General features: G+C 40.6%; 2 protein-coding genes. Both read right to left on the bottom strand.

Translation table 11 applies throughout. The features are described from left to right. Positions 1 to 836: PspC domain-containing protein (locus tag VIP81_RS17530; RefSeq protein ID WP_331963729.1), on the bottom strand; the 836-nt coding region annotated here is incomplete at its 3' end. A 34-nt stretch (positions 837 to 870) separates the two neighbouring features. Then, positions 871 to 1,209 (bottom strand): PadR family transcriptional regulator, encoded by a 339-nt coding sequence (locus VIP81_RS17525; protein WP_133807814.1) that lies wholly within the window; start codon positions 1,207 to 1,209, stop codon positions 871 to 873. Positions 1,210 to 1,755: the final 546 nt, after the last annotated feature.

The following is a 1,755-nucleotide window of genomic DNA, read 5'->3' as shown; positions in this document are numbered from 1 at the left end:
TCTTTCAGGGGGAAAAGGGCCGCGGAAGATATTGCCATAGCTACTCCTACCACTACGAGGCAGAATAACATTACTACAGCAAAGAAATAAAAGAACCCCTTGGTAACAGCTACCAACACTTTACCTAATCCACTTGCCAGGTTCACAAAAAAGCGTTCGATATCGCTACCTACCTGCTTGCCGCGGCCCTGCGAAAAATTTCGGATATCATCTCCTACATTTTTCACCTGACCTTTCATATGATTTAATTCATCCTGGATAGTAGACCGGATATTGTTCAGATCTACTCTTTCGCCCCTCATTTCCAGCTTCTCCGCTGCTGTATCAGCAGACGGAGTAGCTATCCAGAGAATGAAGTATACGAGAATACCGGTACCAAAGCCACCGATGGCCAGCAGGGCAAAGATGATGCGGAAGATAACCGGATCGATATTAAAATAGGCGCCCAAACCGCTACATACACCACTCAGTACTTTATTTTCCGGGTCGCGGTAGAGGCGTTTACGAGGACGTGGTATGTAACCAGCGTCTGAAACGTCTTCTTTTTGTTGTTCTTTAGCACTTTCCCCGGAGGCATCATCAAACTGTTCTGGTGTGCCCATGGAAGCTTTTACAGCTATTACATCTGCATCAGTAATGCAATGTGCGCCTTTCTTCAGGATATCATGGAAAACTTCAGCAATACGGCTTTCAATGTCAGACACAATTTCATCACCACCCTCTTCTTTTGAAAAATATTTCTTCAGGCTGCCCAGATACTGGCTAAGTATCTCGTACGCGCTATCCTCAATGGGGATAAGTCGGCCCGACAGGTTTATGTTGATTATCTTTTTCATTACTAGTTGATTTAGGTTTTAGGTAAGTCTTCTCTTAAAGAGGTGTACTGTTTTGTGTTAATTGATGTACTGCATTGGCTAGTTCATTCCAGGTGCTTTCCAGTTCCTGATAAAAGGCTTCCCCTTTGTCTGTCATGGAAAAATATTTTCTTGGAGGACCTGAGCTACTTTCTACCCAGCGATAAGTGAGCAGTTCTGCGTTTTTCAATCTTGTTAATAAAGGATAAAGGGTGCCCTCCAGGATATCCAGTTTCGCCTCTTTCATCTTTTCAATGATATCTGACGGGTAAGCTTCTCCTTGCTTAATGATGGACAATATGCAAAACTCCAGCACTCCCTTCCTCATCTGCGATTGTGTGTTATCAATGTTCATGGCAAGTGAGCTTTAGTTTTTTTCTTAATGGTGGTTTCTGATCAGTTATAATGTAATAGCTATTGTTTCAATTGTACGATACAAAAATAGTGATTATTTACTACTATGCAATACCGAATACCATAGAAAGCAAAATAACTTGTTTAGAACGTTACCCGAAAAATGAAGTCAAAATCAATACAGTTGGGCATCTACCTAAAAAAGCAACAAAAGCAGGGAAACCAATAAAAGTGATGATCGGTATTTAATAAGGATAAATGGAGACATGGGGAAAATGTGTGCTTTTTGTGTTAAATTGCTTTAACATTTTTTTAATGGGCATAAGTCACCATTTATGCTTTCCCTCAATTACATTTGTACAAGCGTAAAATACACATGAAGAAAATTATCGGCATATTCCTTTTGGCACTGATGGTGTCACAACTGCTTCCCATCAAGGAAGTAGGGAAATTGCTGTTTAATAATCAGATCGTGGAAGAGCATCCTGTTGATTGTGGTGGAGATCATGTAAAGATTGCCAAAGACCTGAAATTCTGTAAGCAATTT

The organism is Chitinophaga sp., from assembly GCF_036566945.1.
Classification (GTDB): Bacteria; Bacteroidota; Bacteroidia; order Chitinophagales; family Chitinophagaceae; genus Chitinophaga.
The sequence above is the reverse complement of the archived record's forward strand: the minus strand, read 5'-3'. Positions and strand labels throughout refer to the sequence as shown.